Raw genomic sequence first — 22094 nt, 5'->3', positions numbered from 1 at the left:
CACTTTTAGAAGCGGGAGCTTCTTGGGAAGTATCTACTTTTGTTAGCCAAATATATTTACCAAGCTCTTCGGGTAGTTCCTACCCTGTCTTTTTTTATTTTTCTAATATTCCAACATCAATTTCCCAATTTTTTTTATATTCAGTGCCGCATTGTAATCTCTATCAATCTCAATTCCACAGCACTCACATTTATAGCTTCTTTCTGATAACTTCAGTTCCTCTTTAACATTTCCACATTTACTGCAAGTTTTCGATGACGGAAACCACTTATCTATTTTCAAAAATTGTTTCCCTAAAAACATCAGTTTATACTCAAGCATTCTCAAAAACATTCCCCATCCATTATCTCCTACACTTTTCCCAAAATTTAATGCCTGGCTCATCCCTTTCATATTCAAATCCTCGACAATCACAGCATTATGTTCTTTGGACAAATTTTTCGATAATTTATGTAGAAAATCTCTTCGACAATTTTTGATATATTCATGCAATTTTGATATTTTCACTTTTTGTTTATACCAATTTTTAGAAAATCTCACTTTTCTTGATAATGATTTTTGTAATTTTTTTAATTTTTTCTCCAACATCCTAAAATATTTTGGATAATCAGCTCTTTGGTTTTCAGAACTGACAAATAATTCAGACATTGAAAAATCAAGTCCGATTACTTTATCATTACTTGACATTTTTTGAATTTCTTTTTCAAATTCTGTCAAGACAGAAACATAGTAATTTCCATTACTATTTGTCAATGTTACTGACTTTATTCTGTAATCCTTTGGTATTTCTCTATGATATTTTAATTTTATTCTTTTCAATTTTGGCAAAATCAAATATTCATTTTCCTCAATTCGTATTGAATTATTCACACAATTTGTCGTATAACTTTTAACATTATTCTTTTTAGATTTGAACCTTGGAAATTTTGCCCTCTTCTGAAAGAAATTCGTAAACGATCGTTTTACATTCAATTGAGCATTTGAAAGTGCCAGACTATCTACTTCCTTTAAAAATTGATTTTCACTTTTCAAACTAGCAGGTGTAATTATTTTATTTTTCCCAGTTTCTTCATAAAATTTATTTGCAGCATACAAAATCGTATTGTAAATAAAACGAACACATCCAAAAGTCTTTTTTATTAACAATTCTTGTTCCTTATTTGGATAAATCCTGTATTTGAATGCTAAATTATATTTCATAAAATTACACCTCCTTTTGATTTTGAATATTATTTTTAATGATTTCTCCTCAATATTTTATACAAAAATTTTATCATGGATGTATCCTTTTTTCAATTTTTTTTGCAAAAAAAGCAATTCATCTCCCACTTATAGAAGTCGGAAACTTCTTGCTATCTTTTTGTTAAATAAATTAATCTTTAAATCCATTTGGATTTTTCTTTTGCCAATTCCAAGAATCACGGCACATATCTTCAATTGTATATTTTGCTTCCCAATTTAATAATTTTTTAGCTTTTGAAGCATCTGCATAACAGACTGCAATATCTCCAGCTCTTCTTCCGTCAATTACATAAGGAATTTCTTTTCCAACAGCTTTTTCAAAATTACTTAAAATTTCAAGAACGCTGTAACCTTTTTCACTTCCTAAATTTATCGCATCAAAACCAAGATTTTCATTATTAAATAAATAATTTAATGCTGCTGAATGTCCTGCCGCCAAATCATTTACATGAATAAAATCTCTTATACAAGTTCCATCTGGAGTATCATAATCATTTCCAAAAATATGTAATTTTTCCAATTTTCCAACTGCAACTTGAGTTATGTAAGGTGAAAGGTTGTTTGGAATTCCGTTTGGATCTTCTCCAATTCTTCCGCTTTCATGAGCACCTAATGGATTGAAATATCTAAGAGCAATTATATTCCAAGTATTGTCAGATTTTGCCAAATCCATTAAAATATGTTCGATTATTACTTTTGTACGTCCATAAGGATTTGTAACTTCTCCCATCGGATCAGTTTCCACAAAAGGAACTTTTTCAGAAACACCGTAAACAGTAGCTGATGAACTAAATACGATATTTTTTACATTGAATTCTTTCATTACTTCAAGTAAAGTAACCATTCCAAATAAATTGTTATCATAATACATTAGTGGTTTTTCAACTGATTCTCCAACTGCTTTTGATCCAGCAAAATTAATTACTGCATCAATTTTATTTTCTTGAAATATTTTTCTTAACCCTTCTTTATTTCTAACGTCTAATTCATAATATTTTATTTTTTCTCCTGACAATTCTTCCAAAATACCAATTACTTTTTTTGTAGAATTACTAAAATTATCCACAATTATTGGTGTAAATCCTTTTTTTAATAAATCTAAAACTGTGTGTGAACCTATATACCCTGCTCCACCAGGTACTAAAATTGTTTTACTCATTCGTAATACTCTCCCTCTTTCTAACTTTCTTTACTATTTTTTCAATTTCATCATCTTCCATAAAACCAGTAAGTCTTTCAATGATTTCCCCATCTTTCAAAATCATCATAGATGGTAAACTTTTAATTTTAAGCTCTGAAGCTAACTCACTTTCTTCATCAACATTTATTCTGGCTATTCTATAATCTACACGTCCAGATAAATTATTCAATACTTTTTCTAGCATTTTACAAGGTCCGCACCAATTTGCTGAAAAGTCGACTAAAATTAATCCTTTACCTAAATTTTGCTCCCTTTCAAAATCTTTCCGTGTAAAATTAAGCACTTTACTCATTTTTTCCACCTCTATATTTTAATTTACAATTCATTATAGCAAGTTTAAAATGTTTCTTCAATCATTTTTATTTAAAAACTTCTCCAGCTTCCTTGTACCACAACACCAAATCAAGCTCATCCATTTTTATCCTAGAATATTCCGAGTACTTTTTCATTGCCTTTTCAATTTCATAATATTTCTTTTCTGTCAATGTTTTTGGAATTTCCTCAATAACATTCAATCTTTGCAAATTTCGTAAAATATGCCTATCCAAAATCGCAATTTCCTCACCAAATCCTAAATTTCTCAAAACATGATTTGCCTCTTTTAGTCCCATACCTTTAACATTTTTCAAAATCCACTTTCTCTTTTCAAAAGTATTACCTTTACTTTCCAAGATTTTTTTCGGCTGTAATTTCTCATCTTCCGTCATCAAATCCCTAAATTCCACCAAATATCGCGATTTATTATTCTTAAATCTCACAATATTCAAATATTCCACAATTTCTTCTGCTGAACCTTCATAAAGCAAATTATTTTCCACTAAAGTCGTTATCGCCTGCCAAGCATTTTTCGCCTTTGACTGTGGTGTTAAAATACAAAATGCCATTTCTGCAAAAACCTCTTTTTCTGTACCTCTCCACGCCTTTTTATATCCTGAAATTGCCTTTGAAATATCCTTTTTTATCTTTCCATAAATCCCTAAAATTTCCTCATTCAATTCTTTATTTATTTTGCTCTCAAATTCTTGATTTTCCAAGTTTTTATTTTTTAAATTTTTATCTCCCATCAAAAATTCTCCAATCCCATAATCTTTAAGTATATTATAGCACTTTTAAAGTTCATATCCTATTTTTTTCTGTAATTTAATGCCTCCAGCAAATGTTCCATCTCAATATTTTCTGAATTTTCCAAATCAGCAATTGTTCGTGAAACCTTTAAAATCTTATCGTGCATTCTCGCCGATAACTTCATCTTTTCACTCGCATTTTCAAAAATTTGTTGAGTATCCTTATCAATTTTACAATATTTCACAATTTGTCTTTTACTCATGTTCGCATTTAACAATTCTGTTTTAAATCGTTTTTTCTGAATTTTCCGAGCCTTTTCCACTCTTTTCTTTATTTCCTCAGAACTTTCCGACTCTTCCTTTGAAAAAATCTCTTCTTTTTTTAATCTCCTCATCTCCACATACAAATCCATTCTATCTAAAAACGGTCCTGAAAATTTCTTCTCATAACTTTTTATTTCTCGCAAACTATCAATACAAAGTGGATCATCACTAAAGTATCCGCTTGGAGTAGGATTTGAAGCTGCAACAGTTATATTTTTTACAGGATAAACAACGGATACTGCCGCTCGAGAAATCGTTACTTTCCCATCCTCCAAAGGTTGGCGCAATGATTCCAAAGTTTTACTCGCAAATTCTGCCAATTCGTCCATGAAAAAAACTCCATTCAATGCCAAAGTAATCTCACCAACCCTCGACAAACCTCCAACCAAAGAAACTTGTGTAGAAGAATGATGTGGATTCCTAAACGGTCTTTTAGAAATGATCGGATTTTCCTCATTCAATAGTCCTGAAACACTGTAAATTTTTGTTGTTTCGATAATTTCCTCATTCGACATATCTGGCAAAATTGTTACTAATCTTTTAGCTAACATTGACTTCCCAGAGCCAGGATCCCCAATCAAAAATATATTATGTCCCCCAGCCGCAGCAATTTCCATCGCTCTTTTAGCTAAAAACTGTCCTTTCACATCAGAAAAATCTAATTTCTCCTCAAAGTTCTCATTTCTCTCAATCTCTTCATTTTTTTGAACCGCACTAATCCCACATTTCATTTTTTCCACATAATCTTCAATTTCAATCTCTTCATTCAAGATTTTCAACGTCTCAACCACTGATTTTACTGGAATTACATCAATTCCTTCAATTAACCTCGCCTCATTATAATTCTCAAACGGAACAATTACTCCCTTAAAATTATTTTCTTTCGCCAAAATTGTCGCATTAATGACACCTTTAACTGATTTTACCTCACCGTTCAAAGAAATCTCCCCAATTATCAAATATTTCTTCAAATTCTCGATATTACCAATTATCCCCAAATTTGCAACTATTCCCACACAAATGCTTAAATCAAAATGACTCCCTTTTTTCTTAATATTCGCTGGTGACAAATTTACTAACACTCTTTTTATCGGAAAATCAACTCCAATATTTTTAAAACAGCTTCTAATCCGCTCCTTACTTTCTGAAATTGCCAAATCTCCCATTCCTACAATATTAAACACTGGCAATCCATTAGATAAATCAACCTCAACTTCAACAATATACGATTCAACGCCTAAATAACTATAACTAAAAACACTTATAGCCATAACCCCTCCTATTTTTAATGTTTTTTTAATAGTACCATTTTTAAGAATTTTTTTCAATTATTTTATTTTCTAAAAATTAAAAAAGGCATCCTTTTTAAAATGCCTTTTTTGGAGAGAAAAATCAATTTGTGAAAATTGATTATTTTAGTTATATATATAATATATCTAAAATCATATTTATAAATCGTCTTTTAAATAGACTCGTTTTAATTATAACTCTTTTTGAATTTCTTCTACCCAAGCGTCAATTCTTTCATCAGTTAAATCAGGTTGATTAATTTCATCTACAACTAATCCTAAAAATTTACCATCTACAACGGCTCTTGATTCAGAAAATTCATATCCTTCTGTACTTGTTTGTCCGATTATTGTAGCTCCTGTTTTTTTGATTTCATCATTTATAATTCCTAATGCATCGATAAAGGTATCAGCGAATGTTCCTTGGTCTCCTGTTCCAAAGTATCCTACTTTTTTCCCTTTTAAGTCAAGGTTTGATAATTCGTCTAAAACTGTTTGCCAGTCATCTTGCAAATCTCCAAATCCCCAAGTTGATGCTCCTAAAAGTAACACATCGTAATCATTTAATTTATCTTCGTTTCCATCGATATTAAATATATCTGCTCCATCAATTTTATCTGCTATTCTATGAGCGATATCTTCTGTTACCCCTGTTGTTGTTCCATAAAAAATTCCTACTTTTGACATATTATCAATCCTCCAGTTATTTATTTAAGAAGTTTTACAATCTTTAATTAATTATGACTAAATATACCATATTTTACTTTGATTGTCAAATTTTTTCATTCATTTTTTTTATTATATTTTCTCTTTTTTTGATCTATAAATTCTATATCCACCGTCAATTGTTACTGTTTCACAATTTCCAAAAATTTCTTCTAATTTTTTTTGCGTACTTTTAGCACCATGTTTTGTTTGGATCACACAGTAAAATTCTCCATTTTCATTCAAATGCTCATAAGCCTGTGCATATATTTTAAAAATTGTTTCTTTCCCAGCTCTAATCGGTGGATTTGAAAGTACCACATCAAAATTTTCTTTAATTTCATCAAACGCAAATGACTTCACAACTTCAAAATTTTTCGCATGATATTTTTCCAAATTTTCTTTCGTCAACTCTAAAGCTCTCTCGTTAACATCTGATGACACAAGTGTTATTCCTTTGTAAAATGCCTTCATCACAACAGAAACCACTCCATATCCACAGCCAATATCCAACACTTTAAATTCAGATTTTCCTTCAAATTTTGAATTTTTATTCAATTTTATAAATGTTTTTAACATCAAATCTGTTCCAAAATCCACTTTTGCTTTAGAAAAAACACCGTTGTCTGTCGTCAACTCAAATCTTTCCCCTTCAATCGTATATTTTATCAATTTTTTTTGTGATTTTATCTCAGGATTTTCTGAAAAATAATGATTCATTTTTTCATCTCCTTCCTTCTTTAAAAATTTATTTTTTATAAAAATTTTTATTCTTATTTTCTTAATGAAACTTTATCACAAAACAATACTCTTTTCAACTTTTTTCTAAAAAAAACAAGTATAAAATTAAAAAAATATCTATCTGTATATACAAATATTTGTTGAAATATTATTTTTTTTGTTATATAATGAACATAAGAAAAAATTTGGGAGGTTCTAAAATGAAAAAACTTATTAAAATTGAAGGAATGAAATGTGATAATTGTGCTGCTAAAGTTGAAAATGCTTTATACGGTTTAATAGAAACTGAAGGAGTAGATGTTGACTTAAATGACAAAAGTGCTAAAGTTTATTTGAGTAACGATGTTGATAACAAAGTTTTAACTAATTTAATTAATGCTTCTGGTCACTTTAATGTAACTGATATTAAAGAAATTGACGAGGCTTAATTGATTTTACGTGAATAAATTTTGATATTGATTTTACTACACATTTATGTTATACTCAACTTGTAAGAAATTACAAGAACAAAAATAGTTAACATAATAATCACGCCTAATAAGAGAGAAATTGACAGAGAGAAAGTTTAATTTCTCTCTTTTTTATTTTTACAAACTTTTTATTACACCATTTCCTTATCATAATTTTCAACTAACTCATCAACATCATTAAAAATATTTTTATAAGGTACAAAAGGTCTCTTTAACACAAGAACCATCACACCACATTCCTTACATGCTTCCACTTTTTCTGCTTCACCGCCTGTTGCTCCACTTTCCTTCGTAATTAAATAATCGATTTTGTAGCTTTTCAGTGTAGCAACATTCATTATTTTGTCAACTGGTCCTTGAATTGCGATTATTTTCGATGGTAAATATCCTAATTCTTCTGCCTTTTGAATCGAAGCAGTCGTTGGTAAAATTCTAACATAAAGATTATTTTTCTCTGACATTTCTTTTATTTCGCCTAAATTGTTAGAACCCATTGTACTTAAGATATTTTTCCCTTCAAATTGTCGCACATAATCATTAATTTCTTCAAGCGTATCGAATTTTACAACATTTTCTGTACCATAATCCAACATTTTTCGCTCAAATCTAACATATTTTATACCCAATTCTTCTGTCACCTTTATAACAGAGTTACTCACATTTATAGCATACGGATGACTCGCATCAATAATCAACGAAATATTTTTATCCTTTATCAGCTCTTTCATCTGTTCTTCATTCAATTTTTCCGAAATCGCCTGAATATTTTTTGTTTCATCTGAAGTATATTTTTTCAATAATTCTCCACCATAGGCAGTTGCCGTACTCACAATTATGTTATCTTCTCTCTTCTCTTCCACTAATTTTTGCAAAATATCTCTAGAATCTTTTGTTCCTCCAACAATCCAAATCATCTTCACTCCTTGTTATTCTCTTTCCATTATATATTTTCTAATTTTCTCAATTTTTCCTGTTTTTCAATTATCCTTCAACTATTTCTCAATTTCAAAATATTTCCCATCTTCATATCCAAAGATTTTATATTCTCCATTTCCAATTAATTTTCTCTCGTCTAAATCATGTGCCTCAACATTTTGAATGTAATTAAAAAATAATTCCAATACTGTTCCATGAGTTACAACCAAAATATTTCCTTCTTTATTTTCTGAAACAATTTGATTTAATCCCTTCAAAAATCTATCCAATCCATCTTTTAATTCTTCTCCACCAATAGTTTTAGCATCATATTTTTTTACATCATAAAAATAATTATGATATTGCTCTGGATATTTTTTTTCAATTTCAGCAAAAGTTTGTCCTTGCCACTCACCAAAATAAATTTCATTTAATTCGTATAATTTATTCAATTCTAATTTATCTTCTCTTTCAATTTGGTTCTTATTATGCTCCAAAATGATTTCCGCCGTACCAATTGTTCTCCCAACTTGACTTGTGTAAACCTTGCTGAAAACTATATTTTTCAATTCTTCAGCTGTTTTTCTAACTTTCTCTATTCCCGCCTCTGTTAAAGGAGAATTCAATTGTCCTTGGAATTTTTCTAAAACATTCCACTCTGTTTGTCCATGTCTTACAATGTATAACTTCAACTTATTACCTTCTTTCTTTAATTTTAGATATTTAATTCTGGATATTTTCTTACGTTTTTTGTAATTTGGCAAGAAGCCTCAATAATTGGAAACATCGTTACTGCTCCTGTCCCTTCACCTAATTTCATTTTCATGAATAGTGATGGCTCTAAATCTAGCTCTCTCATTATATATTTCATTCCAGGTTCTTCGCTTAAATGTGAAGCAATCATATAATCTCTGGAATTTTTACAAATTTTGAAGGCAATTAAGGCTGCCACTGCTGAAATGAAACCGTCTATTACGACAGGAACTTGATTTTTTGCACATCCTAAAAATATTCCAACTATTCCAGCTATATCTAATCCTCCAACTTTTGCTAAAACATCAATCGCATCTTTTTCATTGATATCATTATTTTGAATCGCTTTTCTAATTACGTTTTTTTTATGCTCCAAAGTTTTATCATCAATTCCACTTCCGTACCCAACGATATTATCTAACGAAAAATCAGTAAATACCTTTAAAATCGCACTACTTGTTGTCGTATTTCCAATTCCCATTTCTCCAGTTGCAAACAAATTATAGCCTTCTTTGACAAATTTATCTACCATTTCTATTCCAACTTCAATTGCCTTTACTGCTGTTTCATAAGTCATTGCTGGACCGTTCACAATATTTTCAGTTCCATTTTCCATCAATTTTTTGTCAATAATTCCAAATAAATCAATCTCATTTTTTGTGTCTGTTGTTTCATCGATTCCCAAATCTACAACTTTTACATCACTATCAAATACTTTTGATAACGCATTTATCGAAGATTTTTTATTCAACATCGCTTCAACTACATATTGAGTTATTACTCTTTTCGATTTACTAACACCTTCTCGCTCAACACCGTTATCCGCCGCTATCACTAGCACTAATTTTTTCATAGGAAAATAATTTTCTCGCATTCCTTCCAATCTTATTGCCAATTCTTCCATTTTTCCTAGTCCATCAGGCGTTTTCAATATCGAATTTAATTCCTTTGCCTTTTTTTGCATTCTTTCTTCACTCGCTGGAACTATTTTATCAATTACTTCTTTCAAAATTCTCATAAAAATTCGACCCTTCTATTTTTATTTTTTAATTTTTTGAAAAACTTTTTCTAATGCAGAAAAATATTTGTTATAATCTTCATCTGAATGAATGTAAGAAATAAAATGTGCTTCGTATTTTGAAGGCGGAACAATTATTCCATTTTCCAACATTACATCAAAATAAATGCTGTAAAAATCATCACTAGTTTTTATGGCATCTTCTAAATTTTCCACTTTTTCTTTCGAGAAAAAAATCGTAAATAAACTATTTGCATAATTTATAGACGCTGGAACATCATATTTTTCAATTAATTTCTCAACTTTTTCCACAATTTCCTTCGTTCTTTTTTCCAGTGCTTCATAAATTTTTGGATTTTCTTTCAAAATAGAAATTGTTTTTATTCCTGCTGCTACAGAAACTGGATTTCCAGAAAGCGTTCCTGCATGATAAACATTCCCAACTGGTGAAATCAAATTCATAATTTCTTCTTTTCCACCGAAACCTCCAACAGGATATCCTCCACCAATTATTTTCCCTAAGATCGTCAAATCTGGCGTAATTCCATAAAGTTTTTGAGCTCCACCAAGTGTAACTCTAAACCCTGTTATTACCTCATCAAAAATTAAAACCACATTTTCTTTAGCTGTCAATTCTCGCAATTGTTGTAAAAATTCTTTTTCAGTCTCGATTAATCCCATATTCGCTGGAATTGGCTCAACGATTACACACGCCACATCTTTTTCATTTCCCAAAATTTCTTTTATTTTTTCAATATCTCCAAAAGGCGCTGTTATCGTATCTTGTGTCACACTTTTCGTAATTCCATTACTGTCTTGATGCTCAAAAGTTAACAATCCAGACCCTGCTTTTACCAACAATGAATCCGAATGACCGTGATAACAACCTTCAAATTTTATAATTTTATTTTTTCCAGTATAAGCTCTAGCCACCCTAACAGCTGCCATTGCCGCTTCTGTCCCAGATGTTGTCAATCTCAATTTTTTTATAGATGGAAAACATTCCTTCACAAGTTCTGCCAAAATAACTTCCTTTTTAGTTGGTAATCCAAACGAAGTCCCATTTTCAATTTCTTCTTTAACAATTTCCAAAACTTCAGGATAATTATGTCCCAAAATCATTGGTCCCCAAGAACCAATCATATCCAAATATTCGTTACCATCTTCATCATATAATTTGCTTCCATTCGCACTTTTTATAAATATTGGATAATCCTTTTTTACTGATTGAAAGGCTCTTACAGGACTGTTTACTCCTCCTGGAATCGATTTTTTTGCTTCTTCAAATAAAATTTTAGAATTATTTGTATTCATTACCTTTCTCCTTCCTATTTTAATAATTTAATTTTTTTGTTAAAATCTGCTATTTCCCTTTACTTTCTTTAATCAAATCATCTGCCGCATCACATTCTACTGCATATTGTTCCATTCTAGATTGATAAAAATTTGCCCATCTTTTTTTACTTTCATTCAAATGAAGCTCACTGTGATCATAACTTTTTATATCTTTTATCAAAATTTCACTGTATTTCGGCAAATATCCTAATAAAGCCACACAATGACCCTTGTAAGTATTTGGATCTTCTTGTTCACCTTTTCCTGTATTTTGCGAAAGTTCTCTTATTTTTTCATCTGTATATTTCGCCTTAACCTGAGCAATCAATCCCTCTAATTTTGCAGCATCTACAGGCTGATTATCTGTTATTTTTTCATTAAGACTCGCATATTCTTCCAAAGCATCTTTCGTATCTAGCTCAATTTGTTTATAAACTGTTTTCTCCTTTTCACTACACCCCATTATAGCCAAAGCTAAAACACCTATTATCATTATTTTTTTTATCATTTCTTCACTTCCATTCATTTCGGTTTTCAAATTTAAACAAAATTATTTAATTTCTAGTATACATTACTTTTTTCTAGTTTTCAATTATATTTATCGTATTAATTAATTATCAATCTTTCCTAAAATGAATTTACTTTTATTTTTTGTGAGTAAATTTACTCATTCCAATCATTAACAAAATTACGCTTCCAACTGCCATTTGAACAAATAAATTGTTGAAATTTTTTGTGCTATCTACAATATATCCAAAAAACACTGGTATAATTCCACCGATTATATATCCAAAAGCTTGGACAACACTGGTTACTACACTCGCTTCGTTTGCAGTTTTTGCATATTTTAGTGGTAAAATCATCGCAATTGGGAAAGATCCTCCCAATCCAATCGACATTAACATTATGAAAACAATTGTTGACAAAATATTTACAGGCATTACAAGTGGAATGATACACCCAATCACTAAACAAAGTGAACTTGTAATCGTCCATTTTCTAATACTTCCAATTTTATGCATAACCAAAGGTATCACAAATCCAAAAAGCATTTGAGCTGCAACAAATACAGTCAATAACATAATTACCTGACTTTTATCAACATTTTTATTCTCTAAGAACGGAACTAACCAAGTCGATATTCCATAAAAAATACCCGATTGAACAGAAAAGAAAATTATCATTTTCCAAATATTAAAATCATTTAAAACAATTTTTTCCTGATTTTCCTCTTCGATAATTGAGTGTTCTTCTTTTGGAGAAAATATTTGCCAAATCACAGCAGCAATTATCGTCAAAATCCCCCAAATTCCCAATCCAAATTTCCAATTAACCGAAATCGTTATAGCTTTTGTAAAACTCGAAACGATTAAAGAACCAACTCCCATCGCAAATGAATAAACTCCAACTAAAATGCTCGAATACTCTGAAAATTCCTCTTTTATAAATCCTGACAACAACGGTCCAATTATCGCAATTGCAAATCCTATACAAAATGTTGTAACTAGCAAAAATACATATCCTGTCACAAATAATCTTCCAATCGTACTAATTCCTAACAATATTAATAACCATAAAATACTTTTTTGTCTACCAAATTTTGCTTGTACTTTGCTTACTAAAAAAGCAAATATTCCCATACAAACTACAGGAATTCCAACCAAAAGACTCACTTGAAAATTTGATAATCTCAAAGATTCCTGAATTATCGTCTGAATTGGTGGAACACTTGATATTCCAAGTCTTAAATTAAATGCTACTAAAAAAATTAATATCACATAATTAAAATTAAATTTTTTCATTTTTCTCCTCTCAATTTTTTTATTTTATTCTGTTATTTAACAAAAAACTCATATTATCATAAAAAAAGGTTGCAAAAAATAGAAAAACAATTTTTACAACCTCGTTTTACAAAATTATTTATTCAAATCGTAACACACTTTTATTTTATTAAACAGTTTCAAGTGCTTTTTGATCTCTTACTAATTTTGCTAAAATTCCATTTAAGAATTCTTTCGTATCATTATAAGAATATTTTTTTGCAATTTCTATTGCTTCATTAATCGCTATTTCATATCCTACTTTTTTAATAATGATTTCATAAAAAGAAAATTTTAATAATACTTTTTCTAGCGTTCCAAGTCTTTCATAAGTCCATCCATCCAAAGTATCTTTTATTCTTTGAATTAAAATATCCTCATTTTCAATGATTCCATTTATATATTCTTCAAAAAACTCAATTTGGTCTTCTTTTTTGATTTTTTCTTCTTCAATGACTTCTTTTATTCTTTTTTGTATGTCATTATCTATTAATTCTCTTTCAAAAAGAAGTTTAAATATTTCTTCTCTAATTTGTCTTCTCGTCATTAAAATCCCTTTCTAACCAACATGAACTTTCAACTACTCCTAGCACCATACTACTAAAATAATGGATTAAGCTTCATCTGTCTTTTGTTCAACATCAGTAACAGCTGTTTCTTGTGGAGCAGTTTCAACTATTTTTTTCTCAACAATTGTTTCAGACAAAACTTTTTTCAATTTCACTTTACTTTTCTTAACTGTAATTCCTGTTGCATTCATTACATGCTCAGTTAATTTATCTTGAATTGCTGATAATTTGTCATTTAAATTATCCACATTATATGTATCCACAACCGCTTCAATAACAACTGCTTTCCCTTTAGGAAACGATTTCACCTTAGAATTTTTTATTATTTCTTGACTAGACAAAAATTCTTTTGTAACTTCATTAATTGTTTTAATAGTTACTTCTATTTCTCCGCTTTTATTTTTAACTTTTCTATTTTGCGAATATTTTGTTAATTTATTAATATAAGATAACAAAAATATTATCAAATAAATTAACGCAACTAATCCTACTAAAACTTTAACATTCGTATTATTCATATCAATGGCATTATCCATCGTTGCCAAATAATCCGTTTTAAACAATAAATCCGATACACTTGAAAAAACTAATCCAATGAAACCTACTACTACAGACAATCTAGCTAAAAAGCCTAATAATGCTATCATTGCTCCTCCTCTTTATTATTCTGCTGTTTCAGTTATTGCTGGTGTTTCTTCAACTGGTTTTTCTTCTTTTACAACTTTTTGAATAAATACGTTTACTTCTTGAACTTTCAATCCTGTAATTTCAGTAATTGCTTTTACTACTTTATTTTGGATTTCTCCTGCTAATGCTGGTAATTGGTGTCCTAATTTAGCTACAATATACAAATCGATTGTACATTCAGTTTCTCCAACTTCCACTTCAATTCCTTTTCCACCTGAAGATACATTTTGGAAAAATTTAACTATTTCGTTTTTAGCGTTTCCTCCTACTAAACTAGCTACTCCATCGATTTCTGAGATTACTGATTCTGCAATTGTTGCTACTACTTCTTGTGATATACTTACATTTCCTAATTCATTCATTTTTCTATTCCTCCTAATATTTAATATCTTCTTTTTGTTGACACAAAAAGAAGCAAAAAAGACTTTCACTAAATTTTTATAAATATAAATAACAATTTATAAATAATAAATTAAAAAACTATTCAATAAATCCTATTTCAAAACTTCTTTAAAATAAGTTTCTATGAAATTCGTATAGAATTTACCTTCTTTGAATGCTTCGTTTTCAAGAACTTTCAAGTGGAATGGGATTGTTGTGTCCACTCCTTCTATCTTAAATTCTTTCAATGCTCTTTTCATTCTTGCAATGGCTTCTTCTCTATTTTTACCTTTTACAATTAATTTTGCAATCATTGAATCGTAATAAGGTGGTATTTCGTAATTTTGGTATGAATGAGAGTCCACTCTAACTCCAATTCCACCTGATGGAATATATTTTTCTAAAACTCCAGAAGATGGTAAGAATCCATTTTCTGAATCTTCAGCATTTATTCTACATTCGATTACATGCCCTCTTATTTCGATATCCTTTTGAGTAAAACTTAATTTTTCTCCTGCTGCAACTCTAATTTGTTCTTTAACCAAGTCAACTCCTGTGATTTCTTCACTTATTGTATGTTCTACTTGAATACGAGTGTTCATTTCCATAAAGTAGAAGTTCATGCTTTTATCAACTAAAAATTCCAATGTTCCAACACTGTCATATCCAATTCCTTTTGCTAATTTTGCAGCAAATTTACCCATTTTTTCACGAGTTTTTGCGTCAATTCCTGGCGATGGAGTTTCTTCAACTAATTTTTGGTTTCTTCTTTGGATTGAGCAATCTCTTTCTCCAAGATGTGCAACATTTCCAAATTTATCTCCAATCACTTGAATTTCAACGTGTCTTGGCTCTTCAACATATTTTTCAATATATACGTCAGGATTCCCAAAATTTGCTTTTGCTTCATTTTGTGCAACAACATAATTTTCAGCTAATTCTTTTTCGTCATGAGCAATTCTCATTCCTTTTCCACCACCACCGGCAGTGGCTTTTATCATTACTGGATAAGTTATCCATTTTGCAACTTTTTTTGCTTCTTCAACGTTTGGCACAATTCCATCAGAACCTTTTGTTATCGGTACTTTATGCTTAATTGCTGTTTCCCTAGCTGTTGCTTTATCTCCCATCATATTGATTAATTCTGGTTTTGGTCCTATAAACACGATATTATTTTGCGTACAAATTTTTGCAAAAGATGCATTTTCTGACAAAAATCCGTATCCTGGGTGAATCGCTTCAGCTCCTGTAATTTGTGCTGCCGAAATAATATTTGGTATTTTTAAATACGATTCTGAACTACTTGCTGGTCCAATACAAATTGCTTCATCAGCCAAAGCCACATGTAACGAATCTGCATCTGCTTCTGAATAAACCGCAACTGTCGAAATTCCCAATTCTCTAGCTGCTCTTATTATTCTAACCGCAATTTCTCCTCTATTTGCTATTAATATTTTTTTAAACATCAGCCCTCCTAATTTTTACTTCAAAAAATAAAATTATATTTCAATTACAAACAATGGTTTTGCAAAATCAACTGCTGCTTGGTCAGAAACTAAAATTTCTTTAATTACACCTTTAACTGTAGATTTTACATCTGTATCTATTCCAATTGTACTTATTTTCGCTAAAACAGTTCCTTTTTCAACAGTTGTCCCTTTTTCAATTCTTCCTAATTTTATTCTACCCACATTTTGTGATTTTATTATTTCTTCTTTAGGTTTAACTTCTTCAACTTTTTTCTCAACTTTACTCTGTTCTACCTGTTTTACTGGCACTTGTTTATTTTCTTCTAAATTTGTTAATGTCAGTTTTACTTTTCCGTATCTTACTTTCAATTCAGTCAACTCTTCTTTTTTCAAAACCTTCATTAACTCTTGAATATCTTTAAGTTCCATTTTCCTCCTCCTATGAGTTACAAAAATCCGTTTTCTCAATTTTATCACATCGAGAAAATTTTTTCAATCTTAAGTAATTCTTATTTTGTCTATTCCTATCAATTTTATTAATTTTTTTAACTCAATTTCTTCCAAATTAATATTTTTTCTATACTTAATTCTTTCTTTTTTTCCATTTTCTATTTTTACAAAATATAGCTCATGCCCTATTTTCCCTCTAGAATTCTCATTATTTTTTATCCATTTTTTTAAATTGTCACTTTTTTCTTGCGATTGATTTTCTTCAATTAAAATATACAATTTAAAATTTCTATTTTCACCCAAATGATTAATATCAACAATATTTCTCAAAACCAAATTTTTAGTTCCATAACTTTCAGCGACAACTCCTTGAACTATCACAATTTTATCTTCCACAATATCAATTTTAAAATTTTCAGTCTCACGTGGATAACTCACTACATTTATTATACCACTAAAATCCTCTAAAACAAACCTTAACATTTCTTCATTATTTTTTATTCGAAATCTTTCTATTTCTTGAATACTTCCAATTAATTGCATTTTCTTTCCTACAATCGTATTTGCCAATTCAGAATTTTCGTTATGCTTAATTATCGAAATTATATCTTTTTTCTTATCGAGTGGATGCCCTGTCAAATATACTCCCAAGCATTCTTTTTCTAGCCGATATTTTTTTTGATCGCTATTCTTTTTTCCCGTCGTTTCCAAAAAAACAAATTCCCTCTCTTCATCTTGTATCTTGTTTCCAAACAACATTCCCTCAATATCATCTTTTCTACGGTATTCCTTCTCGCTCCATTCTATCGCCTTTCCAAGAGACTCCAGTTTTTGCTCTCTACTACCTTTCAAATCATCTAATGCACCTGAATTAATTAATATTTCCATTTGTTTTTTGTTAATAATTGATTTTTTTGTCATTTTTAAAGCATCTTTTAATGTAACGATTTCCATTTCTTTTCTCGCTTCAATTAATTTTCGTAATTTGTATATAAAAACTTGATATTCTGTAAAATTCTTGCCTTCCTTCTCTCTAAGTCTCACAATTTCTTCTACAGTTCCATCTCCAAGCCCTTTTATCGCCAACAATCCATATCTAATCGCATTATTTTCCACAGAAAAATCAGGCTTTGAATAATTTATTGACGGTTGCAAAACTTTTATTCCTTTTTCCCTTGCTTCATAGAAAAATTCTGAAAATCTGTCTAAATTATACGATTCTGTCGTCATTATCGCTGCAAAAAATTCTAATTCATAATTTGCTTTAAAATATGCTGTCCAATAAACAATTAATGCATAAGCTGCTGAATGTGATTTATTAAAACCGTATCCACCGAATTTTTCCACCAAATCATAAATTTCATTTGCCTTTTTCTCAGAAACACCTTTTTCCATCGATTTTTTCACAAATTTTTCTCGATTTTGCTGCATAATTTCAGGAATTTTTTTCCCAATCGCACGTCGCAACTCATCTGCCTCACCTAGTGTATAATCAGCCATTTCACTCACAATTTTCATAATTTGTTCTTGATACAAAATAACTCCGTATGTTTCTTCCAATATTCCCTTCAAAGATTCGTGCGGATATTTTATCTCGCTAGTATGATTTTTCGCTGCAATAAAATCATCAACCATTCCACTTCGCAAAGGTCCTGGACGATACAAAGCCAATAATGCAATAATATCTTCAAATTTTTCAATTTTCATTTTACGCATCAAATTCCGTATTCCAGCCGATTCACATTGAAAAACTCCCATTGTATCTGCCTTTGTCATTAATTCATACGCTTTTTGATTATCCAACGGAATTTCAGATAACTTCAATTTTAAATTTCGTGTTTTTTCAATATTTTCAACTGTTTTTCGCAAAATTGTCAAGTTTTTCAAACCTAGAAAATCCATTTTTAAAATTCCTAAATCTTCCAGTTCTTTCATTTGGTATTGAGTTGAAACAATCGAAGTTTTCCCATCAGAATATGTTGGAATTTCCTCATTTAAAACGTCTTTAGAGATAACAACTCCAGCCGCATGAACAGACGCATGTCTTGCTCTACCTTCTAATTTTATCGAATAATCAATCAACATTTTCACTTCTTCGTCTTTTGCATAAGACTCTCTCAATTCTCGTACAGATTTCAAAGCCTCCTGCAATTCTGCATTAAAAGGTATTAATTTCGCAATTTTATCAACTTTTTTCGCTTGAATTCCTAAAACTCTACCAACATCACGTATCGCCGCTCTAGCTTTTAATGTCCCAAACGTAATAATATGCGCAACATAATCCTCTCCATATTTTTTCAAGACATATTCAATAACTTGCTCTCTTTGCTCTTGATCAAAATCCACGTCAATATCAGGCATCGAAATTCTCTCAGGATTCAAAAATCTCTCAAAAATTAAATTATACTGCAAAGGATCAATTTCTGTGATATCAAGTGCATACGCAACTAAACTTCCTGCCGCCGAACCTCTTCCTGGTCCAACATAAATCCCATTTTCTTTAGAATATTTAATAAAATCCCAAACAATGATAAAATATCCGTTATACCCCATTTTATCGATAATGTCTAACTCATATTCTATTCTTTCAACAACATTTTCAAAGCCATTTTCTTTCAATTTCTCTTTTATATCATCTTCTTGAATCGCCTCAAGTCCTTCTATTTCCTGCTTCAAATACTTTTTTGCTAATCCTTTAAAAACAATTTTTCGAATATAATCTCGTTCACTAACTCCACTTGGTAAATTATATTTTGGAAATTTAAACTCATTAAATTCAAAATCAACATTACATTCTTCAGCAATTTCATTTGTAAATTGAACTCCTTTTGCAAAAAAATCTTCAGGAAAATCTTTAAAATCTTTTTCTAGCTCTTCGTAAGATTTTAAATATAAATCAGAATATTCATTCTCATTGGTATTTTTACTGTTTTCATCAGATATTTTTTTACCTTCTTTTATAGAATTCACTATTTTTCTTAAAATCGCATCTTCTGAATTTGGATAATAAATATCATTTGAAATCACATATTTTAAGTTAAATTTCTCAACAATTTCAAGCAATTTAAAATTACATTTCAAAATTTTTTTCACGCCAGAAAAGTCAACAACAAAATTTTCTCCAAAATCTTCTGAAAATTTCTTTATCAACGTTTCTGCTTCAGAATAGTTTTTTTGAATTATTTGAGCAATTATTTCACTATTTATTCCACCTGACAAAATATACAAATCTTCCGAATATTCTAACAAATCTCCGTATTTTATCTTATTTCTTCCACGCTGAAAATGACTATACGATTTTGATGACAATTTTGATAAATTTCTGTATCCATTTTTATTTTTGGCAAGTAAAACAAGTGAATAATCATCTATCAAGGTAAATCCCTCGATAAACACTTCCAATCCAATAATTGGCTTTATCCCAGATTTTTTACACTTTTTATAGAACTCTATCGCTCCAAACATAGAAACATCTGTTATCGCAAGCGTATCAATTTCCAGTGCCTTCGCCTTTTCAATGTATTCCTCGATTTTCCCAACACCTTCAAGAAGCGAATATTCTGTATGCAATTTCAAATGTGCTATTTTATTTCCCATTGTGCCACCTATTTTTCTCTAATTCTCTATATTATAATTCTTTTATAACCTCGTAAATTCCGTCTTCATCATTTGTCAACGTAATTCTATCCTTAGGAAATTCCTTTTTCAATTCATCTGTCGCATTTCCGATATAAAAAGTCTATAAAAATCAAAATAAACTTTTATTATGTTGACATGTTGACTATCACTAATTCAACTTTCTGTTTCATAAAGTTCTTGCCGAATAAAATTGACAAGTTTTTCTAACTCTCCACAGACTTAAATTTCCGTATATCGAACGGTATGTTAATTTTTTATATTGTATTATAACTTGCTTAAATTAAGACTTGCATTATAGTCTCTATCTATTTCAAGACCACAGCAATCGCATTTATATATTCTATCTTTCAATGTTAAATCTTTTTTTATATTTCCACAGTTAGAACATTTTTTACTACTTGGAAAAAATGTATCTGCTAACATAAATTTAATATTTCTTAATTTACATTTATATTCAAGTTGTCTTCTAAATTCATAAAATCCACTTTCAGATATTGCTTTTGATAATCTTTTATTTTTAAGTATATTAGAAACCCTCAAATACTCAACAACTATTTTACTTGGCTTGGTTTTTACCAAATGTGAAGTTGCTTGATGTATATGATTATTTCTGATATTTTTTTGTCTTCTAAACAATCGGTGAAGCTGTTTTAAAACTTTAATTCTATTAAAACTATTTTTTAAACACTTTGTAAGTTTTCTTTGGTATCTTTTTATTTTCTTGTAAAGTTTTTTCATTGTCAAAGTCTTATTTATATTTGGTATGATTTCATTTTGTGATGTTACTGCAAAATGCTTTATTCCTAAATCAATTCCAAGTGTAAAATCATTTAATTGCTCTTTTATACACTCTGTTTCAATAGAAAATGTTAGATACCAATATTTATTGTCATATACAATATATGGATTATAATATTGTTTGGCTTCAGGTAATGGTTCGCTAGTTCTTATTTCTCCTAATTTTTCAGCTTTAAATCCTAAATTTGTTTTTTTCAAGCTCTCATAATTCACATAGAAACGGTCATTTTTGAATTTCTTTTTAAATTTAGGTTTTCCTCTTAACTTTTTGAAATAATCGGAGTATGCTTTCCCGCAGTTTTTTATTGCCTGTTTAGGGATATTAGCACTAACTTCTTTTAACCAGCTGTAATTTTCTTGCTTTTTTAACCCCGTAACATATTTTCGCACATCACTCTCTTTAATAAACTTTTGGGAACTATTATTTAAACTAATCATTAGATTATAAGAAAATCTTGCAACACCTGCACATTTTCTCAATAATATTTCTAGTTCAGGAGTTGTTTTTATTCTGATTTTTTTACCTATCAGCATTTTCTTTTACGCTCTTTATCAAATTAATTGTTTTCTTGCTTCTTGCTCCATACAGTCTGTTTGCAAAAATAGTTATAATTTGTATTAAATCTTCTGTTAGTTCCTGTTCCTTAGAAATAGTAGAATTATCTACTATTTCTATTTTAGTATCATTAAGTTTGCAAATGTATTCAATTAAATCATAGCCAAATCTTATAAGTCTGTCTTTATATAAGACAATTATTCTGTCAACTTCTCCACATTCAACTAAATTTATCATTTTTAAAAGACCTTCTTTTTTATAATTTATTCCACTTCCAATATCAGTTATTATTTCAAAAGAATATCCTTTGCTATAAGCATATTGCTTTAGATTATCAATTTGTCTATTTAAATCATCTTTTTGATTCTTAGTAGACACTCTTGCATATAATATATTTTTTTTCTTTATTTTATTAACATTTTTGATATTTCTAAATTTATTTAGTAAATCTTCAGAATAGTATCTATATCCATTTTCTGTAACATAAGTAGGTTTTAATTTTCCTTCCTTATCCCAGTTTCTTAGAGTTTGAATACTTACTCCTAAAGATTTTGCAAATTTTCCTATACTTAACATCTTTTATCACTCCTTGATATTAGCATAGCATAACAATATACAAAAATCAACATTTTCTTGTTTATTTTATATTTTATTATAGACTTTTTATG

General features: G+C 29.4%; 22 protein-coding genes. 1 reads left to right on the top strand and 21 read right to left on the bottom strand.

The window, feature by feature from the left end; genetic code table 11:
* Positions 1-102: 102 nt before the first annotated feature.
* The 7 genes from J4863_RS01060 to J4863_RS01030 form a co-directional block, all read right to left on the bottom strand.
* Positions 103-1200 carry an RNA-guided endonuclease TnpB family protein gene (locus J4863_RS01060; RefSeq protein ID WP_211618625.1) on the bottom strand — a complete coding sequence of 366 codons (1098 nt, stop codon included), beginning with the start codon at positions 1198-1200 and terminating at the stop codon, positions 103-105.
* Between the two features lie 172 nt (positions 1201-1372).
* Positions 1373-2401, bottom strand: a complete 1029-nt coding sequence (galE, locus tag J4863_RS01055) for a UDP-glucose 4-epimerase GalE (RefSeq protein WP_211618623.1) — start codon at positions 2399-2401, stop codon at positions 1373-1375.
* Positions 2394-2735, bottom strand: coding sequence for a co-chaperone YbbN (locus J4863_RS01050; RefSeq protein WP_211618621.1), 342 nt, complete (start codon positions 2733-2735; stop codon positions 2394-2396). Before J4863_RS01050 ends, galE begins: the two co-directional genes overlap by 8 nt.
* Positions 2736-2802: 67 nt before the next feature.
* Positions 2803-3507 carry an N-glycosylase/DNA lyase gene (locus J4863_RS01045; RefSeq protein ID WP_211618619.1) on the bottom strand — a complete coding sequence of 235 codons (705 nt, stop codon included), beginning with the start codon at positions 3505-3507 and terminating at the stop codon, positions 2803-2805.
* A 59-nt stretch (positions 3508-3566) separates the two neighbouring features.
* Positions 3567-5102: a YifB family Mg chelatase-like AAA ATPase gene (locus tag J4863_RS01040; RefSeq protein WP_211618618.1), complete on the bottom strand. Its 1536-nt coding sequence runs from the start codon at positions 5100-5102 to the stop codon at positions 3567-3569.
* Between the two features lie 210 nt (positions 5103-5312).
* Entirely contained in the window at positions 5313-5807 is a 495-nt protein-coding gene (locus tag J4863_RS01035) for a flavodoxin (RefSeq protein ID WP_211618616.1), read from the bottom strand.
* A 111-nt stretch (positions 5808-5918) separates the two neighbouring features.
* Positions 5919-6545 (bottom strand): class I SAM-dependent methyltransferase, encoded by a 627-nt coding sequence (locus J4863_RS01030; RefSeq protein WP_211618614.1) that lies wholly within the window; start codon positions 6543-6545, stop codon positions 5919-5921.
* A gap of 221 nt (positions 6546-6766) precedes the next feature.
* Between J4863_RS01030 and J4863_RS01025 the strand changes: the two genes are divergently transcribed.
* Positions 6767-6994: a heavy-metal-associated domain-containing protein gene (locus J4863_RS01025; protein WP_211618612.1), complete on the top strand. Its 228-nt coding sequence runs from the start codon at positions 6767-6769 to the stop codon at positions 6992-6994.
* A 173-nt stretch (positions 6995-7167) separates the two neighbouring features.
* On the opposite strand, the gene J4863_RS01020 is transcribed toward J4863_RS01025, so the two are convergent.
* From J4863_RS01020 to J4863_RS00955, 14 genes are all read right to left on the bottom strand, one after another.
* Entirely contained in the window at positions 7168-7950 is a 783-nt protein-coding gene (locus tag J4863_RS01020; RefSeq protein WP_211618610.1) for a cobalt-precorrin-6A reductase, read from the bottom strand.
* 78 nt (positions 7951-8028) lie between these two features.
* Positions 8029-8643 carry a histidine phosphatase family protein gene (locus J4863_RS01015; RefSeq protein WP_249111535.1) on the bottom strand — a complete coding sequence of 205 codons (615 nt, stop codon included), beginning with the start codon at positions 8641-8643 and terminating at the stop codon, positions 8029-8031.
* Positions 8644-8666: 23 nt separating this feature from the next.
* The gene (gene cobT, locus J4863_RS01010) at positions 8667-9722 is read right to left on the bottom strand and encodes a nicotinate-nucleotide--dimethylbenzimidazole phosphoribosyltransferase (protein WP_211618608.1); all 1056 of its coding nucleotides are present in this window, start codon (positions 9720-9722) and stop codon (positions 8667-8669) included.
* Between the two features lie 21 nt (positions 9723-9743).
* Positions 9744-11036, bottom strand: a complete 1293-nt coding sequence (gene hemL, locus J4863_RS01005; RefSeq protein ID WP_211618606.1) for a glutamate-1-semialdehyde 2,1-aminomutase — start codon at positions 11034-11036, stop codon at positions 9744-9746.
* Positions 11037-11085: 49 nt separating this feature from the next.
* The gene (locus J4863_RS01000) at positions 11086-11565 is read right to left on the bottom strand and encodes a hypothetical protein (protein WP_211618605.1); all 480 of its coding nucleotides are present in this window, start codon (positions 11563-11565) and stop codon (positions 11086-11088) included.
* A 136-nt stretch (positions 11566-11701) separates the two neighbouring features.
* Entirely contained in the window at positions 11702-12859 is a 1158-nt protein-coding gene (locus J4863_RS00995; protein ID WP_211618603.1) for a CynX/NimT family MFS transporter, read from the bottom strand.
* A gap of 148 nt (positions 12860-13007) precedes the next feature.
* Positions 13008-13424, bottom strand: coding sequence for a transcription antitermination factor NusB (gene nusB / locus J4863_RS00990; protein WP_211618601.1), 417 nt, complete (start codon positions 13422-13424; stop codon positions 13008-13010).
* Between the two features lie 66 nt (positions 13425-13490).
* Entirely contained in the window at positions 13491-14093 is a 603-nt protein-coding gene (amaP, locus tag J4863_RS00985) for an alkaline shock response membrane anchor protein AmaP (RefSeq protein ID WP_211618599.1), read from the bottom strand.
* 15 nt (positions 14094-14108) lie between these two features.
* The gene (locus J4863_RS00980; RefSeq protein ID WP_211618597.1) at positions 14109-14495 is read right to left on the bottom strand and encodes an Asp23/Gls24 family envelope stress response protein; all 387 of its coding nucleotides are present in this window, start codon (positions 14493-14495) and stop codon (positions 14109-14111) included.
* A 132-nt stretch (positions 14496-14627) separates the two neighbouring features.
* Entirely contained in the window at positions 14628-15980 is a 1353-nt protein-coding gene (accC, locus tag J4863_RS00975) for an acetyl-CoA carboxylase biotin carboxylase subunit (protein ID WP_211618596.1), read from the bottom strand.
* A gap of 33 nt (positions 15981-16013) precedes the next feature.
* Positions 16014-16412: a biotin/lipoyl-containing protein gene (locus J4863_RS00970; protein WP_211618594.1), complete on the bottom strand. Its 399-nt coding sequence runs from the start codon at positions 16410-16412 to the stop codon at positions 16014-16016.
* 69 nt (positions 16413-16481) lie between these two features.
* A complete protein-coding gene (dnaE, locus tag J4863_RS00965; RefSeq protein ID WP_211618592.1) occupies positions 16482-20030 on the bottom strand; it encodes a DNA polymerase III subunit alpha in 3549 nt (1182 codons plus the stop codon).
* A gap of 306 nt (positions 20031-20336) precedes the next feature.
* Entirely contained in the window at positions 20337-21404 is a 1068-nt protein-coding gene (locus tag J4863_RS00960) for an RNA-guided endonuclease TnpB family protein (protein WP_211618590.1), read from the bottom strand.
* Positions 21391-22002, bottom strand: coding sequence for an IS607 family transposase (locus J4863_RS00955; RefSeq protein ID WP_211618588.1), 612 nt, complete (start codon positions 22000-22002; stop codon positions 21391-21393). Before J4863_RS00955 ends, J4863_RS00960 begins: the two co-directional genes overlap by 14 nt.
* Positions 22003-22094: the final 92 nt, after the last annotated feature.

Origin of the sequence: Leptotrichia sp. oral taxon 221, assembly GCF_018128245.1 — a bacterium.
Classification (GTDB): domain Bacteria; phylum Fusobacteriota; class Fusobacteriia; order Fusobacteriales; family Leptotrichiaceae; genus JABCPH02.
The sequence above is the reverse complement of the archived record's forward strand: the minus strand, read 5'-3'. Positions and strand labels throughout refer to the sequence as shown.

Excerpts from the sequence above, each read along its gene's own strand:
- J4863_RS01060 (WP_211618625.1), bottom strand. The coding sequence starts at position 1,200 with ATGAAATATAATTTAGCATTCAAATACAGGATTTATCCAAATAAGGAA.
- galE (WP_211618623.1), bottom strand. The coding sequence starts at position 2,401 with ATGAGTAAAACAATTTTAGTACCTGGTGGAGCAGGGTATATAGGTTCA.
- J4863_RS01050 (WP_211618621.1), bottom strand. The coding sequence starts at position 2,735 with ATGAGTAAAGTGCTTAATTTTACACGGAAAGATTTTGAAAGGGAGCAA.
- J4863_RS01045 (WP_211618619.1), bottom strand. The coding sequence starts at position 3,507 with ATGGGAGATAAAAATTTAAAAAATAAAAACTTGGAAAATCAAGAATTT.
- J4863_RS01040 (WP_211618618.1), bottom strand. The coding sequence starts at position 5,102 with ATGGCTATAAGTGTTTTTAGTTATAGTTATTTAGGCGTTGAATCGTAT.
- J4863_RS01035 (WP_211618616.1), bottom strand. The coding sequence starts at position 5,807 with ATGTCAAAAGTAGGAATTTTTTATGGAACAACAACAGGGGTAACAGAA.
- J4863_RS01030 (WP_211618614.1), bottom strand. The coding sequence starts at position 6,545 with ATGAATCATTATTTTTCAGAAAATCCTGAGATAAAATCACAAAAAAAA.
- J4863_RS01025 (WP_211618612.1), top strand. The coding sequence starts at position 6,767 with ATGAAAAAACTTATTAAAATTGAAGGAATGAAATGTGATAATTGTGCT.
- J4863_RS01020 (WP_211618610.1), bottom strand. The coding sequence starts at position 7,950 with ATGATTTGGATTGTTGGAGGAACAAAAGATTCTAGAGATATTTTGCAA.
- cobT (WP_211618608.1), bottom strand. The coding sequence starts at position 9,722 with ATGAGAATTTTGAAAGAAGTAATTGATAAAATAGTTCCAGCGAGTGAA.
- hemL (WP_211618606.1), bottom strand. The coding sequence starts at position 11,036 with ATGAATACAAATAATTCTAAAATTTTATTTGAAGAAGCAAAAAAATCG.
- J4863_RS01000 (WP_211618605.1), bottom strand. The coding sequence starts at position 11,565 with ATGATAAAAAAAATAATGATAATAGGTGTTTTAGCTTTGGCTATAATG.
- J4863_RS00995 (WP_211618603.1), bottom strand. The coding sequence starts at position 12,859 with ATGAAAAAATTTAATTTTAATTATGTGATATTAATTTTTTTAGTAGCA.
- nusB (WP_211618601.1), bottom strand. The coding sequence starts at position 13,424 with ATGACGAGAAGACAAATTAGAGAAGAAATATTTAAACTTCTTTTTGAA.
- amaP (WP_211618599.1), bottom strand. The coding sequence starts at position 14,093 with ATGATAGCATTATTAGGCTTTTTAGCTAGATTGTCTGTAGTAGTAGGT.
- J4863_RS00980 (WP_211618597.1), bottom strand. The coding sequence starts at position 14,495 with ATGAATGAATTAGGAAATGTAAGTATATCACAAGAAGTAGTAGCAACA.
- accC (WP_211618596.1), bottom strand. The coding sequence starts at position 15,980 with ATGTTTAAAAAAATATTAATAGCAAATAGAGGAGAAATTGCGGTTAGA.
- J4863_RS00970 (WP_211618594.1), bottom strand. The coding sequence starts at position 16,412 with ATGGAACTTAAAGATATTCAAGAGTTAATGAAGGTTTTGAAAAAAGAA.
- dnaE (WP_211618592.1), bottom strand. The coding sequence starts at position 20,030 with ATGGGAAATAAAATAGCACATTTGAAATTGCATACAGAATATTCGCTT.
- J4863_RS00960 (WP_211618590.1), bottom strand. The coding sequence starts at position 21,404 with ATGCTGATAGGTAAAAAAATCAGAATAAAAACAACTCCTGAACTAGAA.
- J4863_RS00955 (WP_211618588.1), bottom strand. The coding sequence starts at position 22,002 with ATGTTAAGTATAGGAAAATTTGCAAAATCTTTAGGAGTAAGTATTCAA.